Here is a 21,262-nt window from a genome sequence, read left to right on the forward strand (position 1 = left end):
GACCGCGTAAAACACTCGGCTGGCGCACTCCCGCAGAAGCCTTTATTGAGAACTGCGCCAAGCACGGAATCGTCATTGACCCCGCTGTTGCACTTGGAGCTTGAAACCGCCAGGCAAAAGAAAGGCGCGCCCGAGATGGCGACCCCTTCCTTGAATTTCTGTAACCGGGCGGGGAAGGAGGCAAACTCGCTTCGCTCAAACAGGCCTCCTTCCTTTATCCGCCCGCTTACAGAAATTCAAGGCGCCATCTAGGGCAGGAACGTCAACGGCCACACCGGCGGGGAACTGAGGTCGGCGCCGGGGCTCGGCGAGTGCAAGAGCAAGAGCAAGAGCAAGAGCAAGAGCAAGAGCAAGAGCAAGAGCAAGAGCAAGAGCAAGAGCAAGAGCAAGAGCAAGAGCAAGAGCAAGAGCAAGAGCAAGAGCAAGAGCGTGCGATGGTTCCAGTCGTACAACGGAGTGGCGCACGGGCAGAAGATTGTGTGCTTCACCCCTGCCCTAGATGGCGCCTTGAATTTTCGTAAGCGGGCGGAAAAAAGACGGGAAACTGTCTGAGCGAAGCGAGTTTTTCCCGTCTCCGACCGGTTACGAAAATTCAAGGGATGGGTCGCCATCTCGGGCGCGCCTTTCTTTGCTTACTTTCTTTGGCAAGACAAAGAAAGTGAGTCGCCCCCGGCAGGGGGTGAAACAGAAGCAAACCAACAAGCCCCGCCCCCGGCAGGGGGGTGAAACAGAAGCAAACCAACAAGCTCCGCCCCCGGCAGGGGGTGAAACAGAAGCAAACCAACAAGCCCCGCCCCCGGCAGGGGGTGAAACAGAAGCAAACCAACAAGCCCCGCCCCCGGCAGGGGTTGAAAGAGCAGCAAACCAATAAAGCCCCGCCCCCGGCAGAGGAGGGGAAGAGAAAAAGGAAAACGAGCCTCAGACCTCGAAGCCCGAAGCTCAGACCCCCAACCACGACCCTCCAACCCTCAAATTCGATACTCCAGATATCGAATAAGAGCCAACGAGGCGAAGCAATTCGGCCGCAAGACCCGATCTAGACAAAACGAGACGCAACCGAAGCAAAAATGCAGAATTTTTCGGGCCTCCGAGGGCCATGCTCGATGCAAAAAGCCTCGTGCTCCGACCTCCGAGCCCGACGTTCGACCCTCAACCCTTGGGATTCGAAACCAAAAGTGTGAAAGTCGGAGTTCAGAGCCCCACTGTCGAGTGTCAGAGCTTGGCAATTGAGCCTCAGAGCCTGACGATTGAGGCTCGGACCCCGGTATTTGACAGGCTCAGCTCCAAGCTGGGCAGTCGCGAGATTGTGAATAGGCCCCAACGATGCTTTCCATCAACAAACACCTCCCCGCACCACATGGCCTGGCCTCCGTGCTGGTCAAGCGTGCACCCAAGTTGGTGCTCCCATTCCTTGAGCGCAGCCGCAGCCGCCTGCGCGCCACCCTCGACGATGGCCGTGAAGTGGCCGTCGTGCTGCCGCGCGGCACCGTCATGCGCGGCGGCGATGTGCTGGTCGCTGAAGACGGCACGCTGGTGGAAGTGCAGGCCGCCCCGGAGCAGGTGCTGCGCGTGAGCAGCGACAACCGTCTTGCGCTGATGCGCGCTGCCTACCACCTCGGCAATCGCCACACGCCCGTGCAGGTCAGTGCCGATGCGCTGCAGCTCGAGGCCGATCCGGTGCTTGAAGACATGCTGGTCCGCCTCGGCGTGACCGTCGCGCACGTGGAAGCGCCGTTCGAGCCCGAGGCGGGCGCCTATGGCGGCGGCCATCGTCACGGCCACGATGCGACGTTCGAAGAGGACTACGCGGCCGCGCAGGCGCTGTATCACGAGCACCACGGGCACGATCATGGCCACAGTCACGCGCATGACCACGGCCATGGTCACGCGCATAGCCACGATCACGCGCACGACCACGACCACGGCCATGTGCATGGCCCCGGCTGCGGCCATCACCACCATCACCATGACTAACGCGGCGCAGCTCACCGCCTTGCTGCATCTCGCGTCGCCGGCGCTGCCGGTGGGCGCGTTCAGCTATTCGCAGGGCCTGGAGGCGGCGGTGGATGTCCGGCACGTGACCGATGAAGCGTCGGCTGCCGCGTGGATTGCCGAGGGGCTCGACGTGCTGGCCGCCTGCGAGGCGCCGCTGTGGCTGCTGCAGTTTGCCGACTGGCAGGCCGGCCGCTTCGATGCCGTGGCGGAGCGCGATGCGTGGTTCCTCGCGACCCGCGAGACGCGCGAGCTGCGGCTAGAAACGTCGCAGATGGGCTGGTCGCTCAGTCGACTCATCCAGCAGATGGCGTGGGGCGATGACGCACTGCGCGGCGCATTGGCCGCGCGCGCATCCGTGACGTTTCCGACCGCCTTTGCCGCCGCTGCTGCCGCCCTGAATGTCGACCCGCGCGACGGCGTGACGGCGTACTGCTTTGCCTGGGTGGAAAACCAGATGGCAGCGGCAGTGAAGGCCGTGCCGCTCGGGCAGGCTGCAGGGCAACGGATTCTCTTTGGTCTGCACGCCGCGGTGGCGCGTGCGGTGGAAGAAGCCACGCGCCGTGCGGCCTGTCATCCGCCTGAACTGTCTACGTTTTCGCCGGGGCTGGGCGTGTTGTCTGCCCGGCATGAAACGCAATACTCACGACTCTTTCGATCCTGAACCTGACCATTATGCGAACCAAGAAACTTCCTGCCCTGCGCGTTGGCGTGGGCGGCCCGGTGGGCTCCGGCAAGACCACGCTGCTCGAAATGCTCTGCAAGGCCATGCGCGAGCGCTACGACCTCGTGGCGATCACCAACGACATCTATACGAAGGAAGATCAGCACCTGCTGACCATCTCCGGCGCGCTGCCGGCCGAACGCATCATGGGCGTCGAGACCGGCGGCTGCCCGCACACCGCCATCCGCGAAGATGCATCGATCAACCTCGAAGCGGTGGATCGCATGCTCTCCAAGTTTCCGGATGCGGATGTGGTCTTCATTGAGTCGGGCGGCGACAACCTCGCGGCGACGTTCAGCCCCGAGCTGTCGGACCTGACCATCTATGTGATCGACGTGGCGGGCGGCGAGAAAATCCCCCGCAAGGGCGGCCCGGGCATCACCAAGTCGGACCTGCTCATCATCAACAAGACGGACCTGGCGCCGTATGTCGGGGCATCGCTGGAGGTGATGGAGAGCGACACGCGCAAGATGCGCGGCGACCGGCCGTTCGTGATGTGCAATCTGCGGGCGCAGGGTGGGTTGGATGAGGTGATTCGGTTTATTGAGAAGCAGGGGATGCTGACGGCGGCTGCGTGATGGACGGCACTGATGGACGGCACTTGTGCAGGATGCAGTGAGTCAAAAACACTGAAGCGTGCGTTGCGGAGGTGGGTGATGAAGACGCTGCATTCTGCGGTGCTGACGGCGGTGGTCTTGGGCGCGGCGGCCTGTGCACCCACCATCGTCGGGCCGTATTACACGATGGATGTGCGGTTGGCCGATGGGAAACCCGTGCGGTGCGCGGTGAATCAGCCGGCGCATTCACCCAGTCCGCCGCCAGAGCCCCTGACGGTGCGCGAGCGTAACGAAGCCGAAGTGCTGGCCACGCAGCCGCTGCGCTTGCAGACGGGGCCGCGGTCGCCGTATCCGACGGTCTATACCGCGCCGGACGTCCAGTGCTTTGCGTTGCCCCGGTAGGGCGGTCGGGTTTCTCCTGCCAGCTTCCACCGCATCGGCCAACGCCTGACAACCCGCGGCGCATGCTTCAGTAAAGCCCGGGAATCAGCCGCCATGTGCGGGCGCGGTATGCGTCGTACTCGGCGCCGAACTGCGATTGCAGCAGCGCTTCTTCGGCGCGCATGCGGGCCACCAGTGGGGGAATCAGCAGGAGCGTCAGCACCACGCCGGCCAGTGCGCGGAATCCCAGTCCCCAGCCGAGCGTGCCGATCAGCAACCCCAGGTAGCTCGGGTTGCGCACGTATTGGTAGATGCCGCCGGTCACGAGCGTATGGCCGGGCTGGATCGCCACCAGCCCGCTGAATCGATTGCCCAGCACGACCACCGGCCACACCCGCAACGCGCCGCCAGCGGCATAGAGCACCACGCCGAGCCAGCGGACGGCTTCGCCATCGATGCACCAGAGGTCGTGGCGGTCTGTGTACGCCGGCAGCCACGCACTGACGAAGCCGATCAGGCCGAACACCGCCAGCACCCAGCGGTTGGCGCGGTCTTCACGTTCTCCGGCGCTGAGGTTGCCACCGGCAAGCAGTGCCGCGATGGCCAGCACCACCGTGATCACCACGAGGGCGACGCGTGCCGGGTTGGCAAGAAACGCGCCGACGCCGCCCCAGCCGAGCGCGGCAAGGCCGAGATAGGCCGCGATGGAAACCGCGGCTGCCAGGCCCATCTTCAGTGAGGCTGCCATATCGTTTGTGCGCGAACGCGTGAGTGGAATGCAGCCAGTGTAGGCGGCTCGCTCGCGCTCCGTATTGACGGCTGCCAATTGAAAAAGGCCGCGTTATGCAGCCTTTTCCCGATGCGAAAACGCCGAATCAGCGCCGTTCGTACTGCGTTGCGCCGAAGAGAATCTCCTTCGCCTTGTCGTCCTGCACAGCCGGTCGCTCCTTGGCGAGCACCTTCACCGCGCGCTGCACGGCCGGGCGTTCTTCAATGGCCTCAAACCACCGCTGCAGCTTCGGATAATCCGACAGCTCGATCCCCTGGTTCTTCCAGCTGCGCAGCCACGGCCACGTCGCTATGTCGGCGATGGAGTAATCCGCGCCGCCAAGGAATTTCGATTCGCCCAGGCGCTTGTCGATCACGCCGTACAGACGCTTGGCTTCGTTGCTGTAGCGGTTGACTGCGTACTCGATCTTCTCGGGCGCGTAGATGCGGAAGTGATGCGCCTGGCCGAGCATCGGGCCGACGCCGCCCATCTGGAACATCAGCCACTGCAGCACTTCGTATTTGCCGCGCACGTCGTCGGGCAGGAACTTGCCCGTCTTGCCGGCGAGGTACAGCAGGATCGCGCCCGATTCGAACAGCGAGATCGGTTTGCCGTCCGGGCCATCCTGATCGACGATGGCCGGGATCTTGTTGTTGGGGCTGATCTTGAGGAAGTCGGGTTTGAACTGGTCGCCGGCGCCGATGTTGATGCCGTGAACGCGGTAAGGCAGCTCGCATTCTTCCAGCATGATGTGCACTTTGTGCCCGTTGGGCGTGGCCCAGCTATAGACGTCGATCATCGAGTTGGCTCCTTGGCTTCTGGCCGGGAAGAGAGGGGCGGGCCACCAGCAGCCCGCAAAGTGTTCCATTCCAGCACAGAACGCAGAAACGCGCAGACGCCGGGCAGCGGGCAAAAAAATCCCCGCTCAAGGCGGGGTTAAGGAGTGAACGGTACGGCCGTGCGGCGTATCAGGCGCCGCGCGTGACGGGCATGTCGACAACGTCCTTCAGGTGCAGATGCTTGGCCAGTTCCAGCTTGGCGATGGCGGCGCGGTGCACTTCGTCAGGGCCGTCGGCCAGGCGCAGCGTGCGCTGGTGCGCGTAGGCCGACGCCAGCGGGAAGTCGCCCGACACGCCGCCGCCGCCGTGTGCCTGGATCGCCCAGTCGACGATCTGGCAGGCGATGTTCGGGGCCACGACCTTGATCATCGCGATCTCGGCCTTGGCGACCTTGTTGCCGACGGTGTCCATCATGTACGCGGCCTTGAGCGTCAGCAGGCGGGCCTGTTCGATCATGCAGCGGGCTTCGGCAATGCGTTCGTGCCAGACGCTGTGCTGCGCGATGGCCTTGCCGAACGCGATGCGCGAACTCAAGCGCTTGCACATCAACTCCAACGCGCGCTCGGCCACGCCGATGCTGCGCATGCAGTGGTGGATGCGGCCCGGGCCGAGGCGGCCCTGCGCGATCTCGAAGCCGCGGCCTTCACCGAGCAGGATGTTGCCCACCGGCACACGCACGTCTTTGAGGTCGACTTCCATGTGGCCGTGCGGCGCATCGTCGTAACCGAACACGCTCAGCGGACGCATGACGGTGATGCCCGGCGCGTTGGCCGGCACCACGATCATCGATTGCTGCTCGTGGCGGCCGGCATCGGGGTTGGTCTTGCCCATGACGATGTAGACGGCGCAGCGCGGGTCGCCGGCGCCCGACGACCACCACTTGCGGCCGTTGATGACGTACTCGTCGCCTTGGCGTTCGATGCGGCATTCGATGTTGGTGGCGTCCGACGAGGCCACGGCCGGCTCGGTCATCAGGAAGGCGGAGCGGATTTCGCCGCGCAGCAGCGGCTCCAGCCAGCGGTCTTTCAGTTCTTCAGAGGCGTAGCGTTCCAGCGTTTCCATGTTGCCGGTGTCGGGCGCGGAGCAGTTGAACACTTCGGGCGCCCAGGGCACCCGGCCCATGATTTCGCACAGCGGCGCGTATTCGAGATTCGACAGCCCTTCGGGCGCGCGCGGCGAACGCGGCAGGAACAGGTTCCACAGCCCGGCCTTGCGTGCCAGCGGCTTGAGTTCTTCGATGACCTTGGTCGGAATCCACGCGTTGCCGGCACGGCGGTTGGCCTCGATTTCTTCGTGGAAGCGGTGCTCGTTCGGGTAGATGTGCTGGTCGAAGAATTCAAGCAGGCGTGCCTGCATTTCCTTGACCTTGGGCGTGTAATCGAAATTCATGGTGTCTCCTCAGTACATCGAACAAGCGCCTCGAACGGGCAGCCATCAATCAGTTCAGACCAGACGCGCGCGGCCATGCGTCAAACACGCCCGCCGAGCACGGCAAATACGGCACTCGTGCGCGCAATCAACCGGTCGCCGCGATGGAAGAGGGCCTGCGCAAAGGCCAGCTTGCTGCCGGTGCGCAACCCTTCCGGGGTGATCTCGATCCAGTCGCCTTCTCCGGCAGAGGCGATGAAATCCACCGTCAGGCTGGCGGTCGACATGGCCAGCGCGCCGCCGGTGCCTTCGCCCGGTTCGGCCAGGCAATAACCGAGCGCCGCATCGGCCAGCGATGCCACCACACCGCCATGCAGGATGCCGCGCCGATTCAGGTGGTGATGCTGTACGTGAAAACCCATCACCATCGACGCGCCCATCCCCTTGGCATACACCGACCCCAGCATCGTCAGGAAGGGGCTCGGCTTGTTCAGCAGGTCAAAGCCCGTCGGTACGGCGAGATTGGGGGTTGTGGTCATGGCACGCGGCGCAACTCACAAGTGGTGTCCGCAGAATAAGCCTTCGCCTACAATAAGAGAAATGAATTTCGTAGATTGCAGTCCATCAATGCCATGCATATATCGCGCGTCGATCTGAACCTGTTTGTCGTCTTCGACGCCATCTATACGGAAGGCGGGATTACGGCGGCCGCCCGCACGCTCAATCTGACGCAGCCGGCCGTGAGCCACGCCCTGGGGCGGCTGCGCGAGCTGTTTGACGACCCGCTGTTTGAGCGGCGCGGGCAGGGCATGGTGCCGACGCCGCTGGCGCGCACGCTGATCGCCGAAGTCCGCACGGCACTGCAGGGCTTCGAGCGCACCCTGCGCGAGGGCACGCGCTTCGACCCGGCTACGAGCGAGCGCCGCTTCACGCTGTCGATGCGCGATGCGCTGGAAGCGACGTTGCTGCCGCCGCTCATGGCCGCCATCGCCAAGGAGGCGCCGCGCATCGACGTGACGACCGTGCGCGGAGACCGCCGCCTGCTCGAGACCGAGTTGCTGGCCGGGACCATCGACGCGGCAGCGGACATTCTGCTGCCGGCATCCCCGGCCATCCGGCATGCGCCGCTGCTGACCGACCCGATGGTGGTGCTGGCGCGCCCCGGCCATCCCATCGCCAATGAACCGCTGACGCTGGAGCGTTACCTCGCGTGCGAGCACGTGCATGTGTCGTCGCGGCGCCGTGGGGCCGGGCTGGAAGACGTGGAGTTGCGCCGCTTGGGGCACGAGCGGCGCGTGCGGCTGCGTTGCCAGCATTACCCCGCCGCCTGCCGCGTCGTGAGTTGCACCGATCTGCTCGCCACGTTGCCGATCCGCTACGCGCGCATCGCCAACGAGCCGTATGGCAACGTGATGCTGCCGCTGCCGTTCAACGTGCAGCCGCTGGAGCTGTATCTGTACTGGCACACCAACAGCGACCAGGATGCCGCCAGCCGTTGGCTGCGCGACCACGTATTCGCCGCGATGGCAGAGGTGGCCCTCGACGACGCCGTGGCGGCATTCGCAGACGGGCGTTGACGAACGCAAGGGCGGACGCAATCATCGGGGCTGCGCGGCGCAAATGGCGTAACTACGCCGGTTTATGACAGATTGATGGCATTCGGTGTGCCACTGTCCAGCCCCTGCGCTCCCAGCAAACCGTCTTCTCTTCCGATGTATGACTGCGACTGCGTCCGCGATCAGTTTCCAATCTGACAACACCGGTTTCATCTGCGGTTTTCGCTTTGAACCGGGCAAGCCCGGCGTGGCGCTGGATTCGTCCGGGATTGCGGATGCGCTCCAGCATGCAGAGAGCGAGGATGCCGGCGACGCATTCATCTGGCTGCATTTCAACCTGTCGCGCGCGGGCTGCATGCGGTGGCTGCAGGGCCATCTCGATCTGCCCGAATCGTTTCTCGAGTTGCTGGGCGAGGAGGCGCACTCCACGCGCATCGAGCAGCAGGACGGTGCGCTCGTCGCGGTCTTCAATGATGTGATCTTCGATTTCGAGCGCACGCCCACGCAGGTGGCAACGCAGTGGGTGTACGCACACCGGCGCCTGCTGGTCACGTTACGCCGCAAGCCATTGCATTCGGTCGACCGCCTGCGCGAGTGCGTGCGCAGCGGCGAGACGTTTCGCTCGCCCGCCGACCTGCTGGGCCATTTGATGTGCGATCAGGCTGACCTGATGACGCAGATCGTCCGCACCACCGGCATCGATATCGACCGCATCGAAGACCGTTTCCTTGCATCAAAGATCACGTCGGGGCGACAAGAGCTTGCGGGTACCCGCCGCGTCCTGGTGCGCCTGCAGCGCATGCTGGCACCGGAGCCGGGTTCGGTCTTTCGCCTGCTGGCCCGGCCGCCGGCGTGGCTGCATCCGGAAGATGTGCAGCAATTGCGCGAGTCAACCGAGGAGTTCTCCGTCGTCTTGCGCGACATGAGCGGATTGATCGAGCGCATCAAGCTGCTGCAGGAAGAGGTGATTGCGCGCCTGGACGAGCAGAACAACAGGACGCTGTTCACGCTGACGCTGGTGACCGTGCTGGCCCTGCCGATCAACATTGTCGCGGGGCTCTTCGGCATGAATGTGGGCGGCGTGCCGCTGGCCGACAACCATCACGGCTTCTGGCTGATGGTGGGGCTGGTGGCGGCGTTCACCTGCGTCGTGGCCTGGTGGGTGGTCCGCCGCCGCAACAACCAATAAGAACGTCTACGTATTTGCGGTGACGGCCGACTTGGCTTTGGCGGGTTTGGGCGATGCCGCTGCCGCCTTTGCCGTCTTTGCAGCCGGGAACGGGTAGCGCGCGCTGAACTCCGCAAAACGCGCGGCAAGAAAATCCGCGCACGCCGTCAGCCGCGCGGGCCGATGGCGGCGCGCCAGGGCCACGAGCTGCAGCGGCGTGGGGGCATGGCTCCATGCCGGCAAGGCCACCTCCAGCCGTCCCGCGCTCACGTCTTGCGCGACATCCAGCCACGACTTGAAGGCCAGGCCGCGCCCCGCGATCGCCCAGTCGCGCACCACGGCGCCGTCGTCGCACTGGAAATCGCCGCGTACGTCGATCGGGGCGGGGCCGCTGGCGTGCGTGAGTTGCCAGCGGGTGACGGGCTCGCCGTTGCGCAGGAGGATCAGGCAGCGGTGGTCGGCGAGGTCGCTCGGGTGTGCAGGCCGGCCGTGCTGCTTGAAATACGACGGCGCGCCCACGATCACACGCGGATGCGACGCAAGCGGCCGCCGCACCAGCGCCGAATCCTGCAGATGCCCATAGCGCAGCGCGAAGTCGAGGTCTTCTCGCATCAGGTCGGCCAGCCGGTCGCCGAGCACCAGCGTGATCCGCACGCCGGGATGCTCGTCGCAGAAGGCATCGAGCCATGGGCGCAGGATGTGCCGCCCCAGGTCTGATGTGGCCGCAATGCGGATGGGGCCGGACAGCTCGGTGCGATCCTGCCCCAGGCTTTCGGCGCCTTCGTCCAGCGCTTCCAGCGCCTGTCTTGCATACCCCAGATAACGCTGGCCGGCTTCGGTCGGACGCATGCTGCGCGTGGTGCGCTCGAACAGGCGGGCGCCGAGTTCGGTCTCCACGCGCTTGAGCGCTGCGCTGGCGGTGGCGGGCAGCCAGCCGAGCTGGCGCGCGGCGGCGGAAAGGTTGCCGGCGTCAGCAATGCGCACCAGCAGGCGGAGGTCGTCGAGGGCGATCATTGTCAAAGCAGATTTGGAGAATCATCAAAGCATAGCCAGATTATCTTGCTTTTGTTTGATGAAAGAATGGCCCCAGTCGATTGACGGTTTTTCTTTCTCTTCTCAAAGGAGCATTGGCATGACTTCGAAGACCTTGCAGGACCAGTCCGTGGTGGTGTTGGGCGGTACGGCCGGTATTGGCCAGGCGGTGGCACGCGCGGCGGCAGCCGAGGGCGCGCGCGTGACGGTGCTGGGGCGCTCGGGCAAAGCGACGGACGGCACGCACGGCATTGCCGTCGACGCGAACGATACGGCGTCGCTGGGCAGCGCGTTGGCGCAGGCAGCCGAGTTGTCGCCCAGCGGCAAGATCGATCACCTTGTCATCACCATCGGCTCGCGCACGAGCCCGCCGCCGTTTGCTTCGCTGCAGCGTGCCGATCTTGAGCAGGCCTTCGGCACCAAGTTGTTTGCGGCGCTGATGGCGGTGCAGGCAGCGTTGCCGTATCTGACGGAACGCGCATCGATTACGCTCACCTCGGGCCTGCTCTCGCGCAAGGCGACGGCAACCGGCTTGCTGCGTGGCTCGATCAATGCTGCAGTGGAAGCCGCCGCCAAGAACCTGGCGAAGGAACTCGCACCGCGCCGCGTCAACGTGATCAGCCCCGGGGTGGTGGATACGGAAGTGTGGGGCGCGCCGGCCGATCGGCAGGCCATGCTCGCGCGCATCGGCAGCGGTTTGCCGGTCGGCCGCGTCGGCACGCCGGAAGACCTCGCCGAAGGCTACTTGCTGGCGATGAACAACGGCTTCATGACCGGCGCCATCATCGACATTGAAGGAGGCGGTTTGCTATGACGACTGACAGCGATTGGACCTTCGACCACGTGAACTTTCACGTGGCAGGAGAGGCGCCCATCCTGAAATTCTTCGCTGATGTGCTCGGCTGGAAACCGGGGCCGCGCCCGGCATTTCCGTTTCCCGGCACGTGGCTGTATCAGAACGACGATGCGCTGGTCCATCTCGTGACACAGGAGGGCAATACGCCGGAGCTGGTGTTCTCGCATATCGCGTTCCGCACCGGGAAGGACGCGGCCGATGTGCTGGCCGCCGTGCGCGAAAGCGGCGTGCCGCACCAGGTCAGAAAACACCCCGCGCGGCCTGCCGCACAGATCTTCGTGCAGTTGCCGGGCGGGGTGGTGCTGGAGCTGGAAGCGCCGCTGTCCGGTCCGCTGGAAGCGGCGCGCGAGTACGAGAAGCCGGCTACGGAGTGAGGCGCAACATCATGCGCCGGCCTGCTGGGCGTACTTCCAGCCCAGTTCGGCCATCGGGCGGGCGCGCTTGCCCGCTTCCATCGCCTGCGCCGACGACGCCGTGCCATCCACCACGCGCTTCATGATCCCCTGCAGGATGCCGGCAATGCGGAACATGTTGTAGGCGAGGTAGAAGTTCCAGTCGCCCGTGATGCGCCGGCCGGTGCGTTGTTCGTATTGGCGGATGTAATCGGCTTCTGTGGGGATGCCCAGCGCGGCGAAGTCCAGGCCGGCGACGCCGCGGAACTGGCCCGGCTCGATGTGCCAGCTCATGCAGTGGTAGCTGAAATCGGCAAGCGGATGGCCGAGCGTCGACAGCTCCCAATCGAGGATGGCCAGCACGCGCGGCTCGGTCGGATGGAAGATGAGGTTGTCGAGCCGGTAGTCGCCGTGAACGATGCTGGTGATTTCCTCGGCTTCCTGCGGCACGTGCTTGGGCAGCCATTCGATCAGGTTGTCCATGGCCGGAATCGACTCGGTTTCCGACAGCTTGTACTGCTTGCTCCAGCGCTCGATCTGACGCGCGAAATAGTTGCCGGGTTTGCCGTAATCGGCCAGGCCGATGGCGGCATAGTCCACCGTGTGCAACGCAGAGATGACGCGGTTCATCTCGTCATAGATCGCGGTGCGCTCGGCGGGCGCCATGCCGGGCAGGGCCTGATCCCACAACACGCGGCCCTGCACGAACTCCATGATGTAGAAGGCGCGGCCGATCACGGCTTCGTCTTCGCACAGGGCATACATCGTCGCGACGGGCACGTCGGTCTTGGCGAGAGCATCCATCACGCGATATTCGCGTTCGATGGCGTGTGCGGACGGCAGCAGCTTTGCCTTCGGCCCGGGCTTGGCGCGCATCACGTACGTGCGCGACGGCGTCATCAGCTTGAACGTCGGGTTCGACTGGCCGCCCTTGAACTGCTCAACCGTGAGCGGGCCGGCAAAGCCATCCACGTGTTCGCGCATCCACGCTTCCAGCGCGCCGATGTCGAACTTCTGCTGATCTGCCACCGGGCGCGTGCCCTCAAAGGCCGAGAAATCCTGCTGGTCCGTTTGTGCCATGGGTGTGTCTCCGAATCTTGTTGTGTATCGAGGAAAGTTCAGGTCGGTTGGCGATGGCGAAGGTACTGCTGCAGCAGCACTTCCATCGTCGTCAGCCGCGAGCCGACATGCGCGGGCGAGGGCGCCGAAAAATTGCTCATGCGCAGCACCCAGTCGGTCGGGGCCTCGCCAACATCGAGCACGTTGATGCAGCCGGCGGTCTGCGCAAGGCTGCCGAAGAACACGCGCTCGCCGCCGGTGATGGCATGCGAGAGGATCGCGCGGTTGGTGCCGCCATGCAGCACGAGCAGCACGGTGTCCCAGTCCGTTTGCGCGCGCAGCCGGGCGATGGCCGGAATCACGCGGTCAAGAAATTCGCCGATGCTCTCGCCATTGAGGAAGCGCCGGTCTTCGGACACCGTGCCTTCAAACGCGCCGATGAAGGCTTGCGCGAGTTCGTGCTCGGGAATTTCCGCCAGCTTGCCGCCGCGGATTTCCTGCAGCTCGGGCCAGTGCTCAAGCGCGATGCCGCGTTCCTGCATCGCTGGCATCTCGGCCAGCACGCGCTGCGCGGTTTCTACCGTGCGCGGCAGGCCGCTGACAATCACGCGGTCGAAGACGATGTTCTCGGCGGCGAAGATCTTGCCGGCGGCGGTGGTCTGGCTGCGGCCGAGTTCGTTGAGCGGCACGGCTTCGGGCGACGGAACGGGCCGGCCGGTTTCGTCGAAGTACGTCACCGCGCCATGACGCATCAGGTAGACGCGTCGGCGGTTGGGTGTCGGAAAGGGGACCATGCGAGGCGGAAATTAGCGGTATTGGGGTTTGCGCTTTTGCAGGAAGGCGGAGATGCCTTCGTTGCCATCGGCGTGATGCAGCGCTTCGACAAAGCTGTGCTGCTCGGCCTTGAGGTGATCGTGCAGTGAGGCGTCTTCGGCGTGCGCGATCAGGCCCTTGATGCGGCCCACCGCATGCGGCGATTGCGCAGCGAGTTTTTCCGCCAGTGCCAGCGCCTGGTCCAGCGCCTCGCCGGGTTTGACGACCTCATTGATGAGGCCGAAGTGCGCGAGCCGCTCCGCGCTGACAGGCTTGCCGAGCATGATGATTTCGCTCGCCAGGGGGCGCGGCAGGAAGCGCGCGATGTGCCACGAGCCGCCGCCGTCCGGCGTCAGCGCGACGTTCACATACGCCATCACGAACTTCGCGTCCGACGCGGCAATCGCAAAGTCGCACGCCAGCACCAGCGAGAAGCCCGCGCCGGCCGCTGGGCCTTCCACGGCCGCAATCACGGGCTTGGGAAACGTGCGGATCGTCTCGATCCAGTGGTTCAGCGCGTCGATGCCGTCTTCCTGCACGCTCCTCGGCTTGCTTCGGTTTTCCAGCAGGCGGTTCAGGTTGCCACCCGCACAGAACGCCTTGCCGTCGCCCGTGAAGATGATGGCGCGAATCTCGTTGTCGTTGGCGGCGCGGTCCAGCGCTTCCATCGACGCGGTGTACATGACCGGGTCCAACGCGTTGCGCGCGTCAGGGTTGGACAGCGTTAGCACCAGCGTCGAGCCGATGCGTTTGGAAAGCAATTGCGCGGTCATGGCGGCCTCGTCAGGGTAAGCGGCAATCAGGCGTCGGGCGTCAGGAGTATCAGGCATCAGGCGTGAGCAGCGACATGCCGAGACGGGCACGGCGCAGCAGCCACGGGCTCGGGCGATAGCGCGGATCGCCATACAGCACGTACAGGTTCTGCAGGACTTCAAGGATGGCGTTCGTGCCCAGCGTATCGCCGAGTGCCAGCGGCCCTTTGGGATAACCGAGCCCCAGCGTGACAGCGAGGTCGATGTCGGTGGGCGTGGCAATGCGCTGCTGGGCGATGTCGCACGCGATGTTGACGATGCACGCGACGATGCGCTGCGCCACAAAGCCACCCGAATCGCGGATCACCGTAACGGGCACGCCGTCGGAGGCCAGCAAGCCGTGTGCGGCATCGCGGTAGGCCGCATCGGTGGCGGGCGTGGTCATCAGCGTGCGGCGCTTGGTGGCGGCAAACGGATAGAGCGTGTCGAGCGCGACGGTACGGCGTGCGTCGAGCCCCTCGGCGGCCACGCAGGCCGTGGCATCCAGCCCGCGCGGCGTCACGATGATCAATGCATCGGCGGACGGTTTGGAACCGCCTTCAGGCGTGATGCCCAGATCGAGCAACAGGCGCTGCGCTGCGGCGTGGCCGGCGTCATGCGCGCGGCTGATCCATACCGAAGACGGGCGCGCGGACGGGGCGGGCGTTTCCGCCGGCACCTGTTTCTGTCCTTCCGGATAGCGGTAGAAACCTTCGCCCGTCTTGCGGCCCAGAATGCCGCCGGCAAAGCGCACCGCCGTGATCTGCGACGGACGATAGCGCGGCTCGTCATAAAACTGGCGGTAGACTGATTCCATCACAGGGTGCGAAACGTCCAGCCCCGTGAGGTCCATCAATTCGAACGGCCCCATGCGGAAACCGGCCTGCTCGCGCATGATGGCGTCGATGTCCGCATAGGCGGCCACACTTTCCTGCGCCACGCGCAGGCCTTCGGTATTCATGCCGCGTCCGGCATGGTTGACGATGAAACCCGGCATGTCGATGCAGCGCACGGCGGTGTGCCCCATGCGCTTGGCCAGTGCGGCCAGAGCGTCACCGGTGGCGGGCGCGCTGCGCAGGCCGTCGATGACTTCGACCACCTTCATCAATGGCACCGGGTTGAAGAAGTGGAAACCAGCGACGCGTTCGGGGTGCTTGCATGTCGCGGCAATCGCGGTGATCGACAGCGATGAGGTATTCGACGCCAGGATGGCATCCGCGCGGACGATGTCTTCGAGCTGGCGGAAGAGGTCGCGCTTGACGTCCAGTTTTTCGACGATGGCCTCAACCACGAGATCGCAGTCGGCCAGATCGGCGAGCGCGCCCGCAGGAATGAGCCGCGCGACGGTGGCGTCGGCTTCCTCCGCCGTCATCTTGCCCTTGGCGGCCAACTTGGCGAGCGTATCGGCCAGTGCATTGCGCGCCGCTTCGACGGCTTGCGGGTTGGCGTCGAACAGTTTGACGCGCAAACCTGCCTGGGCCGCGATCTGCGCAATGCCGCGCCCCATGGCGCCCGTGCCCACAATCCCGATAGTCTGCATATGAAATCCGCTGCGATCGAAAGAAGTCTGGCTAAAATAGCACGAGCGTGCGATTTCTGGCATCCGCACCGACCATAACCAGCGGCCAAATTACCAAGGAGACGCGTTCATGCTGACGCTTTACGGCTTTTCTGCGAGCAACTACTACAACAAGGTCAAGCTGGCCCTGCTGGAAAAGGGCATCCCTTTTGAGGAATCACTGTGCTGGCCGGAGCAGACCGACGGCGAAATCTCGCCGCTGCACAAGGTGCCGTATCTGAAAGATGGCGATCGCGGCATGTGCGAATCGCAGGTCATTGTCGACTACTTGGAAGCGCGCTATCCGGAACATCCGCTGATTCCGGCCGATCCGTTCCAGGCGGCCAAGGTACGGGAGGTGGTGACCTTCCTGGAGTTGCACCTGGAGTTGGTGGCGCGCCAACTGTTTCCCGAGGCGTTTTTTGGCGGCAAGATCAGCGACAACCTGAAGGTCAAGGTGCGCGAGCAACTGCAGAAGAACATCCCGGCGGCGGCCAAGCTGTTCAAGTTCTCGCCTTACGTCGCGGGCAACACGTTCACCATTGCGGACTGCGCGGCCATCGTGCACTTCCCGCTGGTCAGCCAGGCCACCAAGATCATCTACGGTGAAGACCTGCTGGCGCAGGTGGAGGGCGTCAAGCCTTACCTGGCCCAGATGGCGGAAAACCCGAACGTGCAGAAGGTTCGGGCAGACAGCAAGGCCAATCTGGAAAAGATGCTGGCGCACTACGCCAGCAAGCGCTGATCGGCCTCAGCTTTACGGTCTTACACCTTCGACAAGCGCTCCAGGGCAACCTGGAGCGTTTCGTCTTTCTTGGCGAAGCAAAAGCGCACCACGCCCGATTCGTGCGGCTGCGAGTAGAACGCCGATACGGGGATTGCCGCCACGCCAATCTCGCTCGTCAGCCACTTGGCGAACTCGGCCTCGGGCAGATCCGAGATGGCGCTGTAATCCACGCACTGGAAGTACGTGCCCTGGCAGGGCAGCAGCTTGAAGCGCGTTTTCTCCAGCCCGGCGCGGAACAGGTCGCGCTTGTGCTGATAGAAGGCCGGCAACTCCAGATACGGACGCGGATCCGCCATGTAGTTCGCGAGGCCGTGCTGCACCGGCGTGTTGACGGTGAACACGTTGAACTGGTGCACCTTGCGGAATTCCGCCATCAGCGCGGCGGGGGCCGCCACGTAGCCGACCTTCCAGCCCGTCACGTGATACGTCTTGCCGAAGCTCGACACCACGAAGGCGCGCCGCGCCAGTTCGGGAATGCGTGCGACGGAGGCGTGCGGCACGCCGTCGTACACCATGTGCTCGTACACCTCGTCGGAGAGCAGCAGCACGTTGGTCGGCGCCAGGATCTCAGCGAGCTTGCGCATGTCGTCCGCATGCCAGACCGTGCCGGTCGGGTTGTGCGGTGTGTTCAGCATGATCAGACGCGTGCGCGGTGTGATGGCCGCCGCCAGCGTGTCGAACGGGATGCGGAAGTCCGGCGCGTTCAGCGTGATCGGCACGACCTTGCCGCCCGCCAGTTCAATCGACGGAATGTAGCTGTCGTACGTCGGCTCGAAGACGATGACTTCATCGCCCGGATGCACGCAGCACAGCACGGTCGTCAGCAGCGCCTGCGTGGCGCCGGCGGTGATGGTGATCTCGCGGTCGGCATCGTAAATGTGGCCGTACAGATTGGCGATCTTCGCGGCGATGGCCTGGCGCAGCGCAGGCACGCCCGTCATCGGCGGGTATTGGTTCAGGCCGGCGCGCATGGCGTCGGACACTGCATCGACGATGCGCGGATCGCAATCGAAATCCGGAAAGCCCTGGCCCAGGTTGACGGCCTGCTTTTCCACGGCCAGCGCCGACATCACGGTGAAGATGGTGGTGCCGACATTCGGCAGCCGCGACGGCGGCGGGGCGATGGGCGCGAGCGATTCAACAGTGGTCATGACGAGACGGCTTCAGGCTTGATTCGGGATGGCAGCTAGGGGCGTGTTTTCCAACTGGACCAGCGCGACGAACTGCTTGGGCGGCAGCACCGCCACGTCGCAATACTTGGCCATGCGGCGCTTCAGCTTGAGCACGGCGCGGTCCTTGGAAACGAGATAGGCAACGTTGGCGGCATCGGCCAGCGCGAGAAATTTCTGGTCGTCGCGATCCTTGCAGCGCGGGACGAACGCTTCGCCTTGCACGCGGGCCGCGTCTTCAGGATCGGCGACGGACCGGGTCACACGATCGACCCACGCGAGTGCGGCCTGGGCGTCGACGGCGTAGCGGGCGAATTGCGGATAGTCGAGCACGCGGCGCAGTTCTTCGCGACAGGCGGGGCTGATGATGGCGTCCAGCCGGCCGGCTTCCAGCGCGGCGCGGATGGGGCGCGCAACCGCATCGTCGAAGATCAGGATGTCGACCCAGATGTTGGAGTCCAGCACCACGCGCGGGGCCGGAGCCAGGGTGGAGTGGGCGAGGGCGGCAGCGTCTGCCATTCGATACAATTCCAGACTTGTGAACCGCGATTCTGACATGATCATCGTCCTCTCGCCGGCCAAGTCGCTCGACTACGACACGCCGCCGCGCACCAAGACCCACACGCTGCCCGATTTCATCGCGCGCTCCGCAGAACTCATCGAAGTGCTTCGCAAGCTGTCGCCGGCCCAGATCGGCACGCTCATGCACATTTCCGATCCGTTGGCGGCGCTCAATGCCACGCGCTACGCAGATTGGTCGCCCGAATTCACGGCCGAGAACAGCAAGCAAGCCGCGCTGGCCTTCGACGGCGACGTCTACGGCGGGCTCGACGCCAATTCGCTGGCGGTCGACGATCTGCAGTTCGCGCAGAAGCATCTGCGGATTCTGTCGGGGCTGTACGGCGTGCTGCGCCCGCTCGACTGGATGCAGCCGTACCGGCTGGAAATGGGCACGCGCCTTGCCAATCCGCGCGGCAAAGACCTGTACGCCTTCTGGGGCGACGAGGTGACGCTGGCGCTGAACAAGCTCTTCAAGCAGGACGACGATCCCGTGCTCGTCAATCTCGCGTCGGAAGAGTATTTCAAGGTGGTGCGGCCCAAGGTGCTCAAGGCGCGCATCGTCACGCCGGTGTTTGAAGACTGGAAGAACGGCCAGTACAAGATCATTTCGTTCTATGCGAAGCGTGCGCGTGGTCTGATGGCGCGCTACGCGATCGAGCATCGCATTACCGATCCGCGCAAGCTCAAGGCGTTCGATGTCGACGGCTATGCCTTTGCCGCTGCCGAGTCCGACGACGAGCGCTGGGTCTTCCGCCGCAAGCTCACCTGATGACAGGATCCGACATGACTGCCAATCAACCGCACATTTCCAGCGCATTCGACAGCGGCGCCATCGAAATCGTCGATGTCGCCCGCGCCGATGCCATCCGCCTGCGCATTCGCCGCGATTCGCACGCAGATTTCACGCAATGGTTCCACTTCCGCCTGCAAGGCGTGCGGGGCCAGGCCTGCAAGCTCGCACTGGAAAACGCCGGCGAATGCACTTACGCCGCCGGCTGGAAGGACTACCGCGCCGTCGCCTCGTACGACCGCGAGCATTGGTTCCGTGTGCCGACCCGCTACGACGGCAAGACGTTGACGATCGAGGTGACGCCCGAGCACGACAGCATCTGGTTTGCCTATTTCGAGCCGTATTCGGACGAGCGCCACCTTTCGCTCGTGGCCGCTGCGCAAACGAAGCCGGGTGTGCGCACGCAGCGCTTGGGGCAAACGGTGCAGGGCCGCGACATGACCAGCATCACCGTCGGCGAACCCGGCCCCGGCAAGAAAAACGTGTGGATCATCGCGCGCCAGCATCCGGGCGAGACGATGGCCGAGTGGTTCGTCGAGGGCTTGCTCGCGCGTCTGACGCGCCAAGGCGTCTGGAGCGGCGATCCCGTCGGCCGTGTGCTTGCCGAGCGCGCCGTCTTCCATATCGTGCCGAACATGAACCCGGACGGCTCGTCGCTGGGCAACCTGCGCACCAATGCCGCGGGTGCGAACCTGAACCGCGAATGGATGGAACCCGACGCGCAGCGCAGCCCGGAAGTGCTGGCGGTGCGCCAGGCCATCGAGCAAACCGGCGTCGACCTGTTCTTCGATATCCACGGCGACGAGGCGCTGCCTTACGTGTTCGTGGCCGGCAGTGAAATGCTGCCTGGCTTTACCGATGCACAGCGCGCCGACCAGGACCGCTTTGTGGCGGCGTTCCTGCGGGCATCACCGGATTTTCAGACGCGATACGGCTACGAGGCGAGCAAGTACAACGAAGACGCGCTCAAGCTCGCCTCCAAGTACATCGGCCACACGTATGGCTGCCTGTCGTTGACGCTGGAAATGCCGTTCAAGGACAACGCCGACCTGCCCGACGCGCGCGTGGGCTGGGATGGCGCCCGCAGCGCCGCATTGGGCGCGGCTATGCTGCAGGCGATCCTGGAGTATCTCGGCTGAAGATAAACGCTGCGCCGCCTGGGTCGGCGGCGCGTTACGCTTAGTTGGAGGACGACTTCTTCGTCGTCTTCTTTGCAGTCGACTTGGCGGTGGATTTGCTTGCCGTGGTCGACTTGGTCTTGGCGGTACCGCCGCCCTTGGCTGACTTGGCCGTCGCTTTTGTCGAGGCCTTGCCCTTGGCGGTGGCCTTGCCGTGTGCTGCCGCACTCGTCGTGCAGCGATGACCGCGGCGGCAGTGCGTGCGCGCTGTCGACGACGAAGGCGCAGCGGCCGGCGCGGCGAATGGCTGACCGTTGGCGTCGAGCAGTTCATACGCCAGCATCATCCCTTCGTCATACCCGCAGCGCACGCGCACGGGTTCCCACTGGTCATTGCCCGTGCCGCGCTTGTGCACGGCGGCATTGAAGGTGATCACGCTCGACACCTTGATCGCACCTTGCTTGCTGGACGAGAAGCGCGAATCCCATGGCTCGACCTTGGCCTGGTCGTTGGAAAGCGCACCCGTCGGCAGGCGGAACTGATCGAAATTGGTCGAGCGCGGAATGATCCAGCTCGCATGCGCAGCGCAGTCGGCCACGTCGGGGCGGGCACCTTCCGATTGAATCAGGCGGTCACGGGTTTGTGCGCGGTACTCGGACAAGCTCATCTTGTCCTTGGACGGCAGGTTGACCGTGGTGGTGCCGCTGCTGTCGGTCGAGCCGAAGACGATGGGCGGCGTGGTCGGGGCGGGCGGGGTGGCCGGCTTGGCTTGCGCTGCCGGAGTGCTCGGCGTGGCGTTGGTGGCCTGGGCCGACGCATCGGTCGGCTCAGTCTGCAAGTTGGAGCAGGCGGCCAGCAAAGCGACGACGCCGAGACAGAGTAGTTTGGGTCGCAACATCACGAGTGTTACAGGGTGTCGGCGTGGAAATCGCCATGATAGAGGAAAGCTCAGGACGAAAGTTCCTGCTGGTTACCCCAATGC

Annotated in this window: 23 protein-coding genes; 11 read left to right on the forward strand and 12 right to left on the reverse strand. The window is 64.5% G+C overall.

Annotated features, from left to right (window positions below):
• Nucleotides 1-1,323 precede the first annotated feature (1,323 nt).
• The 4 genes from ureE to R2676_RS19095 all read left to right on the forward strand — a co-directional run bounded on the left by ureE (nt 1,324) and on the right by R2676_RS19095 (nt 3,675).
• On the forward strand, nt 1,324-1,974 hold the full coding sequence (gene ureE, locus R2676_RS19080) for an urease accessory protein UreE (RefSeq protein ID WP_206275181.1): 651 nt from the start codon (nt 1,324-1,326) through the stop codon (nt 1,972-1,974).
• The gene (locus R2676_RS19085; RefSeq protein ID WP_206275286.1) at nt 1,967-2,656 is read left to right on the forward strand and encodes an urease accessory protein UreF; all 690 of its coding nucleotides are present in this window, start codon (nt 1,967-1,969) and stop codon (nt 2,654-2,656) included. Before ureE ends, R2676_RS19085 begins: the two co-directional genes overlap by 8 nt.
• An 11-nt stretch (nt 2,657-2,667) precedes the next feature.
• Nucleotides 2,668-3,294 (forward strand): urease accessory protein UreG, encoded by a 627-nt coding sequence (gene ureG, locus R2676_RS19090; protein ID WP_206275182.1) that lies wholly within the window; start codon nt 2,668-2,670, stop codon nt 3,292-3,294.
• Nucleotides 3,295-3,372: 78 nt separating this feature from the next.
• Entirely contained in the window at nt 3,373-3,675 is a 303-nt protein-coding gene (locus tag R2676_RS19095) for a hypothetical protein (protein ID WP_206275183.1), read from the forward strand.
• Between the two features lie 67 nt (nt 3,676-3,742).
• Here R2676_RS19095 and R2676_RS19100 read toward each other — a convergent pair whose 3' ends face one another.
• The 4 genes from R2676_RS19100 to R2676_RS19115 all read right to left on the reverse strand — a co-directional run bounded on the left by R2676_RS19100 (nt 3,743) and on the right by R2676_RS19115 (nt 7,169).
• On the reverse strand, nt 3,743-4,402 hold the full coding sequence (locus R2676_RS19100; RefSeq protein ID WP_206275184.1) for a methyltransferase family protein: 660 nt from the start codon (nt 4,400-4,402) through the stop codon (nt 3,743-3,745).
• A gap of 127 nt (nt 4,403-4,529) precedes the next feature.
• A complete protein-coding gene (locus tag R2676_RS19105; protein ID WP_206275185.1) occupies nt 4,530-5,222 on the reverse strand; it encodes a glutathione binding-like protein in 693 nt (230 codons plus the stop codon).
• Between the two features lie 169 nt (nt 5,223-5,391).
• Nucleotides 5,392-6,651, reverse strand: a complete 1,260-nt coding sequence (locus tag R2676_RS19110) for an acyl-CoA dehydrogenase family protein (RefSeq protein ID WP_012762281.1) — start codon at nt 6,649-6,651, stop codon at nt 5,392-5,394.
• Nucleotides 6,652-6,731: 80 nt separating this feature from the next.
• Nucleotides 6,732-7,169 carry a PaaI family thioesterase gene (locus tag R2676_RS19115; RefSeq protein ID WP_206275186.1) on the reverse strand — a complete coding sequence of 146 codons (438 nt, stop codon included), beginning with the start codon at nt 7,167-7,169 and terminating at the stop codon, nt 6,732-6,734.
• Nucleotides 7,170-7,262: 93 nt separating this feature from the next.
• Between R2676_RS19115 and R2676_RS19120 the strand changes: the two genes are divergently transcribed.
• The gene (locus R2676_RS19120) at nt 7,263-8,207 is read left to right on the forward strand and encodes a LysR family transcriptional regulator (RefSeq protein WP_206275187.1); all 945 of its coding nucleotides are present in this window, start codon (nt 7,263-7,265) and stop codon (nt 8,205-8,207) included.
• 139 nt (nt 8,208-8,346) lie between these two features.
• Nucleotides 8,347-9,375 (forward strand): transporter, encoded by a 1,029-nt coding sequence (locus tag R2676_RS19125; RefSeq protein ID WP_206275188.1) that lies wholly within the window; start codon nt 8,347-8,349, stop codon nt 9,373-9,375.
• A 6-nt stretch (nt 9,376-9,381) separates the two neighbouring features.
• On the opposite strand, the gene R2676_RS19130 is transcribed toward R2676_RS19125, so the two are convergent.
• Nucleotides 9,382-10,368, reverse strand: a complete 987-nt coding sequence (locus tag R2676_RS19130) for a LysR family transcriptional regulator (RefSeq protein WP_206275287.1) — start codon at nt 10,366-10,368, stop codon at nt 9,382-9,384.
• 118 nt (nt 10,369-10,486) lie between these two features.
• On the opposite strand from R2676_RS19130, the gene R2676_RS19135 reads away from it, so the two are divergent.
• Together R2676_RS19135 and R2676_RS19140 are read left to right on the forward strand one after the other, a co-directional pair.
• Nucleotides 10,487-11,200, forward strand: a complete 714-nt coding sequence (locus tag R2676_RS19135) for an SDR family oxidoreductase (RefSeq protein ID WP_206275189.1) — start codon at nt 10,487-10,489, stop codon at nt 11,198-11,200.
• Nucleotides 11,197-11,616 (forward strand): VOC family protein, encoded by a 420-nt coding sequence (locus R2676_RS19140; RefSeq protein WP_206275190.1) that lies wholly within the window; start codon nt 11,197-11,199, stop codon nt 11,614-11,616. Before R2676_RS19135 ends, R2676_RS19140 begins: the two co-directional genes overlap by 4 nt.
• A 9-nt stretch (nt 11,617-11,625) precedes the next feature.
• Here R2676_RS19140 and R2676_RS19145 read toward each other — a convergent pair whose 3' ends face one another.
• From R2676_RS19145 to R2676_RS19160, 4 genes are read right to left on the reverse strand one after another with little or no spacing between them, the layout of a single operon-like run.
• Nucleotides 11,626-12,714: a phosphotransferase gene (locus R2676_RS19145; RefSeq protein WP_206275191.1), complete on the reverse strand. Its 1,089-nt coding sequence runs from the start codon at nt 12,712-12,714 to the stop codon at nt 11,626-11,628.
• Nucleotides 12,715-12,752: 38 nt separating this feature from the next.
• Nucleotides 12,753-13,487 (reverse strand): histidine phosphatase family protein, encoded by a 735-nt coding sequence (locus tag R2676_RS19150; RefSeq protein ID WP_027681063.1) that lies wholly within the window; start codon nt 13,485-13,487, stop codon nt 12,753-12,755.
• A gap of 12 nt (nt 13,488-13,499) precedes the next feature.
• Nucleotides 13,500-14,279: an oxepin-CoA hydrolase, alternative type gene (locus R2676_RS19155; protein WP_206275288.1), complete on the reverse strand. Its 780-nt coding sequence runs from the start codon at nt 14,277-14,279 to the stop codon at nt 13,500-13,502.
• Nucleotides 14,280-14,328: 49 nt separating this feature from the next.
• Nucleotides 14,329-15,900, reverse strand: a complete 1,572-nt coding sequence (locus R2676_RS19160; RefSeq protein ID WP_206275192.1) for a 3-hydroxyacyl-CoA dehydrogenase — start codon at nt 15,898-15,900, stop codon at nt 14,329-14,331.
• 46 nt (nt 15,901-15,946) lie between these two features.
• On the opposite strand from R2676_RS19160, the gene R2676_RS19165 reads away from it, so the two are divergent.
• Nucleotides 15,947-16,600: a glutathione S-transferase gene (locus tag R2676_RS19165; RefSeq protein WP_206275193.1), complete on the forward strand. Its 654-nt coding sequence runs from the start codon at nt 15,947-15,949 to the stop codon at nt 16,598-16,600.
• 20 nt (nt 16,601-16,620) lie between these two features.
• Here R2676_RS19165 and R2676_RS19170 read toward each other — a convergent pair whose 3' ends face one another.
• Both R2676_RS19170 and R2676_RS19175 read right to left on the reverse strand, forming a co-directional pair.
• On the reverse strand, nt 16,621-17,793 hold the full coding sequence (locus R2676_RS19170) for a pyridoxal phosphate-dependent aminotransferase (protein ID WP_206275194.1): 1,173 nt from the start codon (nt 17,791-17,793) through the stop codon (nt 16,621-16,623).
• 12 nt (nt 17,794-17,805) lie between these two features.
• Complete coding sequence (locus R2676_RS19175; protein WP_206275195.1) at nt 17,806-18,330, reverse strand: putative toxin-antitoxin system toxin component, PIN family; 525 nt, start codon at nt 18,328-18,330, stop codon at nt 17,806-17,808.
• Between the two features lie 37 nt (nt 18,331-18,367).
• On the opposite strand from R2676_RS19175, the gene yaaA reads away from it, so the two are divergent.
• Together yaaA and R2676_RS19185 are read left to right on the forward strand one after the other, a co-directional pair.
• Nucleotides 18,368-19,141: a peroxide stress protein YaaA gene (gene yaaA / locus R2676_RS19180; protein ID WP_206275196.1), complete on the forward strand. Its 774-nt coding sequence runs from the start codon at nt 18,368-18,370 to the stop codon at nt 19,139-19,141.
• A 14-nt stretch (nt 19,142-19,155) separates the two neighbouring features.
• Complete coding sequence (locus R2676_RS19185) at nt 19,156-20,301, forward strand: M14 family metallopeptidase (RefSeq protein WP_206275197.1); 1,146 nt, start codon at nt 19,156-19,158, stop codon at nt 20,299-20,301.
• A 40-nt stretch (nt 20,302-20,341) separates the two neighbouring features.
• On the opposite strand, the gene R2676_RS19190 is transcribed toward R2676_RS19185, so the two are convergent.
• Nucleotides 20,342-21,178 carry a BspC domain-containing protein gene (locus tag R2676_RS19190; RefSeq protein WP_206275198.1) on the reverse strand — a complete coding sequence of 279 codons (837 nt, stop codon included), beginning with the start codon at nt 21,176-21,178 and terminating at the stop codon, nt 20,342-20,344.
• Between the last annotated feature and the right edge of the window lie 84 nt (nt 21,179-21,262).

Source organism: Ralstonia flatus (assembly GCF_958439105.1).
In the GTDB taxonomy this organism is placed as follows: Bacteria; Pseudomonadota; Gammaproteobacteria; order Burkholderiales; family Burkholderiaceae; genus Ralstonia; species Ralstonia flatus.